General features: G+C 59.1%; 4 protein-coding genes and 1 pseudogene. 3 read left to right on the top strand and 2 right to left on the bottom strand.

Translation table 11 applies throughout. From position 1 onward, the window contains the following. Positions 1-640: 640 nt before the first annotated feature. The 3 genes from ACSHZY_RS18495 to ACSHZY_RS18505 are packed head-to-tail and all read left to right on the top strand — an operon-like array spanning position 641 to position 3,146. Positions 641-1,360: an AAA family ATPase gene (locus tag ACSHZY_RS18495; RefSeq protein ID WP_035714704.1), complete on the top strand. Its 720-nt coding sequence runs from the start codon at positions 641-643 to the stop codon at positions 1,358-1,360. After that, the gene (locus tag ACSHZY_RS18500; RefSeq protein ID WP_435171663.1) at positions 1,360-2,094 is read left to right on the top strand and encodes a VirC2 family conjugal transfer protein; all 735 of its coding nucleotides are present in this window, start codon (positions 1,360-1,362) and stop codon (positions 2,092-2,094) included. Before ACSHZY_RS18495 ends, ACSHZY_RS18500 begins: the two co-directional genes overlap by 1 nt. A 17-nt stretch (positions 2,095-2,111) precedes the next feature. Then, complete coding sequence (locus ACSHZY_RS18505) at positions 2,112-3,146, top strand: SOS response-associated peptidase family protein (RefSeq protein ID WP_435171665.1); 1,035 nt, start codon at positions 2,112-2,114, stop codon at positions 3,144-3,146. A 348-nt stretch (positions 3,147-3,494) separates the two neighbouring features. Here ACSHZY_RS18505 and ACSHZY_RS18510 read toward each other — a convergent pair whose 3' ends face one another. Beyond that, on the bottom strand, positions 3,495-3,839 hold the full coding sequence (locus tag ACSHZY_RS18510; protein WP_435171666.1) for a hypothetical protein: 345 nt from the start codon (positions 3,837-3,839) through the stop codon (positions 3,495-3,497). Positions 3,840-4,171: 332 nt separating this feature from the next. After that, positions 4,172-4,657: pseudogene (locus ACSHZY_RS18515) on the bottom strand (DUF932 domain-containing protein); the annotation flags it as partial. Positions 4,658-4,740 lie beyond the last annotated feature (83 nt).

Consider the following 4,740-nt stretch of genomic DNA (forward strand, 5'->3'; position numbering starts at 1 on the left):
GGGGTCAATCTGGGCATGGTGAAACCATGGTCAGATTTGGATACTCATGCAAGGTTCTACCTTTGCATATATCCTGCCTCTCACTTAAACCCACCCCCTAGGATGAAACTCACTGATGGAGGAAGCTCCGCTTGAGGGTCGCCACGTAGGGCGACTCGAACCCTCCGGGTATGTGCTGAGAGCGACAGAGAGGGGCTGTGAGAGCCCTCCAGCCACCTTCAGGTGGGGAGAGGCTTAGGCAACCTCCTGACGGCCCTGTGAGGCTGCGCTGCGCGCTTCCTTCATTCGAAAAACCATAGGGAGCGGAACAATTGGACTGATTGGACCGAAAGCCTGTCCAAGCGGCAAACAGGCACGATCTGGAACAACAGGACTGAGTGGACTTTGTGGCACAATAAGGCCGAAAAGACTGCGGGGAACGACTGGACCGTTTGGTACGAATAGTCCGAGAAGGACAATTGGTCCTTCAGGTATGCTCGGCCTGATGGGGCTTTCCAGACTAACCGGGCCGAATGGCCTGTTGCATCTTTCAGGCACTAAAGGCACACTATGGCTGTTTGGACCTTTAGGACCCGTTGGACCAAGGGGCCCATATGGACTTTTAGGAACACGCAATATTCGTGGCTAAGGAGAGAGTGACATGAAGCTGGTAGCGTTTACCTCATTCAAAGGTGGGGCGGGTAAATCCACGTCCCTCATGTCGTCCGTATCTGGGCTGGTGCAGGCTGGGAAGAAGGTCGCTCTTTTTGAAGCCGACCAGAATGACCCACTTTCGACATGGCAGACCAATGCGCGGGCGATTGGAACTTGGGATGAAAGCTGCCAGATTTACGATGGCTCCGAACTCGATGTATTCATCCCGAACATGGAAAAGGCCGAACAAAATGGCTGCGATATAGCTCTTGTCGATATGCGTGGCGGCGATTCGGAATTGAATACGGCAATTATCGCAAACGCTGATCTTGTCCTTATTCCTACGTCTCTCACGGCGATGGATATTGACGGTGCAATATCAACATTTCAATTCCTGCTCAACTTCATGGAAGCCAATGAAAAGGATGTTCCGGCCGCCTTCCTGTTGACGCGCGTGCCTACGGGCCGTCAGTCGGCCGCAGAAAAGGAAAGCTTGGAGATGCTGAAGGAGATGCCGCAACTTTCCGCACGTCTTCCGCAGCGCAACGCTTTTGCAGACATCATGTCGCTTGGCATGTTGCACCTCTACCATCGCGAGCTTGCCGCCGATCCAAACAAGCGCATCCTGGCCGGTCATATCGAAGTCGCCGTGCGGGAAGCGTCCAGGATCTCAAGCGACATACTCGACGTCATCTTCCCTGAACGGCATGTCGCGGAGTCCGCATAATGGCATTTCAACTTCCAAAAGTCGACCATAAGGCCATCTTCAACCAGCACCGCCGTGAACGTGCCATCAAACGCAAAGTCGGCCTCGACCCATCGGCATCGGAGGGGGCTGAAATGGTTCCCGATGCGGTGCCCGCGAAGCCAGACACATCGCCACCGGTCGAGAATGTTGCGGTTGCTGAACCGAGGATCGATGTGCCCGAAGCGCCTGCTGAACCGCTCGTAACGGAACAGAAGAGCCTGCCAGCAGATACCGAAAAGACCACAAAGTCCGGAAAGCCCACTCAGACCTTAAAGTCCGAAAGTGCTGCAAAGCTTAGTGAAGCTTCCTCACCGCCTAAACCCTCTGCCAACGCGGATGTGCCCGAACAGGTCGCGGGAGATACGATTAGCCTCAAGATCCGACTGGCGTTTCCTCAAACGGGCCAAAGCCAAACCTATGACAGCTTGGCGGCACAGATCGGCCCGCAACAAGCCGTTCGGATGATTTTCAAGCGGGCGTTCGACGACCTCAGGCAGACACTGAGGAATGACGGAAAGCTGCCGACAGCCACTCCCTATGCCGCGACAAAGGATCGGTTCGCCACCAACAAGATAATCTCGCGGGATGAATGGAATGTCGCCAAGTCCAGCTTGGACCCTGCTGGCATCATGAACCCGATGATGTTCAATCGCACACTCGCGGAGCGGGCCTTGGCCCTGTTCTTTGAAAAAGACGGGCAAACGAAACGCTGATAGGGGAGGCGGTGACCATGACGCACTTACCTGCAAGCCGTATCGCGGCGGCCAAAGCCCTCGTTTACGCCGCCCATGCCTGCCACCCGGAAGATCGCGAGGAAGCTCTTGTGAGCATCCTTGCCAAGATGTGGGACGGTCCAAGGCTCGATGTATTCAAGGGTGAGCATCTGGACCAGGCGGCGGCCCTTTGGGCCACCTCGGCCACGGATCGCGTTCTGGATGCCTACCTCAAGGCGCTGACGGCCGAGACGGGCCGCCGCGCCACAGGCGCGGCGGTCGTGCCAGAACCGGCTTCGCATCCGGTGGCACAGCCGGAACCGGCTGCACCCTCTCGCGCTTCCACCCCGAAACCGAAAGAGGCGTGGCCGCGTGCGAAGGACCGGCCCGCCGTGGAAGGGGCGGAAACAGCCATGTGCAATCTTTACCGGCACACGCGGGCGCAAGACGCGCTGCGCGAGATCTTCCGAGGATTTGCCGTGGAGGATCGGCTAGGCAACCTGCCTGCACAGGGAAGGATCTACCCAAACGATCTTGCACCCGTCCTGCGCCATGCAGACGGGGAAGGGCAGGGGCTTGAACTGGTGATGGCGCGATGGGGCCTGCCAAGCCCTGAACAATTCCATTCGAAGAACGGCATCGACAAGGGCGTGACCAACATCCGCAACACGGGATCGCCGCATTGGCGCCGGTGGCTCAATCCGCGGTTCCGCTGCCTCGTGCCGCTGACGGCATTCTCGGAGCCGGTTCATGATGGAAAGGCATGGTTCACGCCCGCCGATGATCGACCGGCCTTTTTCGCGGGCCTGCATGTGCTGCAATGGACCTCGATCCGAAAGCTGAAGGACGGGGAAACCACCGATGATCTTTATGCCTTCCTGACCACCGAACCGAACGCGGAAGTGGCGAAGGTGCATCCGAAGGCGATGCCGGTGATCCTGACGGAACCCGATGAATGGGACGCATGGCTGCATGAACCGTGGGGCGTCGTCCAGGAGCTGCAACGTCCGTTGCCGGACGGTGCGCTGTCGATGGAGCTTGTGGCCGCCTGAGGAGCCACAAGTCTCCCGGTTTTCCAAGGCCGCACGGCCGGTCATGGCGTAATCGAACGGCCTATCAAACGGCGAAGGTCGATGGAGCCTTGTGGGAAACCGATAGAAAACGCCGCGTTGCGGCCCCGGCGCGGGCAGCGCCGGTTCGGCTGCGGTCAGTTCCGAAGGACCTCCCGCAGCCGAACAAACAGAGCACAACATGCCCTACTCATTACAGGCGAATAAGGGCTGGGGCTGGGATCTGTTCCAACACATCGGCAAATGTGGCGCACAACTCCTGTGCATGAGAAAACGCTCGCCATGCGGCGGGCCTTCGGCACGGAATAGGGCAGGGGGGTCAGGCGGTGGTCAGCTTGGCTCCGGCCGAGTGTCACATGCCGTCTGGACTTCCTTCTGGTAGTCCGCGGCGATCTTTTCCGCTTCAGCAGGGACGTAAGGCCGCTCATAAGCTTCGATGACGATTTCACGAGTGAGTTCCGCCAACTTTGGGTCGGGCAGGTCTCGGGTGACCTTCATGACCGACAACAGGGAAAAATTGTGTTGCCGCGCTCTCATGATCGACTTCGCCATATGGCCCAGCACCTGGCATTCCTCACCAGCGTCCCTGCTCTGGCTCGCCGAAGCCGCCTCTTGAGCATGGGACAAGGAGCAGGACAGCAAGAAAGCCGCCGATGTGCTGGCGAGTAGTTTCATGATCATTTCCCCATACCAAGATCAACTTAGACGTTGAAGGCGCGTCGCCCGATGAACATCCGGGGACGGCACTACCAGCGGCCGATCATCACTGTCCACCGGGATGCTCCAGAACATCCGCATGACCGCCATGGGCGACACTTCGGCAACAGGACGAGACCTACACACGGACCCCCCGCTGAACAACCGGGACCTAACACAACCGGCCCCACTCACTAGGGGGGCCTATGTGAGCATTGCCGTGTCTCAATCAAAACCGGTCGGCACACATCCGCCGTGGATAGGAAAAGGCCCGCCTCGCGGCGGGCCTTTGGCTGTGAACGGGGCAGGGGTCAGGCGGCTTTCAACTCGGCCATGCGTTCCGTCAGCATCCAGAGGGCGCGGTTCAGGTTGCGGTTCTGGTCGATCCCGGCCACCTCGCGCACGCTGCGGCGGCGCATGTAGCCCTTCTCATCGCGAACATAGCCGGTCATGCCGCCCTTGATCGTGTTTTCCTGCACCACGTTGAACGCGGTCCAAAGATCGGTTGCGCGGTCGGCGGTGCGGCGCGGGCGCATGAAGCTCTCGGCCGATACGGGCGCGGCCTTTCCGCCGTCCTCGTGCGAAGCCGGAAAGCGCAGGCTGTGCGCGGCTTCGGCCAGGATCGCGCGTTCCTCGTCCTGCAAGGTGATCGCCCGAAACTCCTTCACGCGCTCGGCAATCTGCGGGGCATCTTCCAGAACGCGATACGCGCCTTCGATGACTTCGCCCACGGCATTGCCGGAATGGCGAACCTTCACCTCGCTAAAGGTTTCGCCTGCCATCAGGCCATTGGAGCAGACGAACCGGAACTATGTCCGGAGCCGGACTATGTCCCGCGAGTGCAAAGAAGCGCTTAATTACGGGATGATACCAAGTCATT

The organism is Falsirhodobacter sp. 1013, from assembly GCF_051195255.1.
GTDB lineage: Bacteria > Pseudomonadota > Alphaproteobacteria > Rhodobacterales > Rhodobacteraceae > Falsirhodobacter.

Excerpts from the sequence above, each read along its gene's own strand:
- ACSHZY_RS18495 (WP_035714704.1), top strand. The coding sequence starts at position 641 with ATGAAGCTGGTAGCGTTTACCTCATTCAAAGGTGGGGCGGGTAAATCC.
- ACSHZY_RS18500 (WP_435171663.1), top strand. The coding sequence starts at position 1,360 with ATGGCATTTCAACTTCCAAAAGTCGACCATAAGGCCATCTTCAACCAG.
- ACSHZY_RS18505 (WP_435171665.1), top strand. The coding sequence starts at position 2,112 with ATGACGCACTTACCTGCAAGCCGTATCGCGGCGGCCAAAGCCCTCGTT.
- ACSHZY_RS18510 (WP_435171666.1), bottom strand. The coding sequence starts at position 3,839 with ATGAAACTACTCGCCAGCACATCGGCGGCTTTCTTGCTGTCCTGCTCC.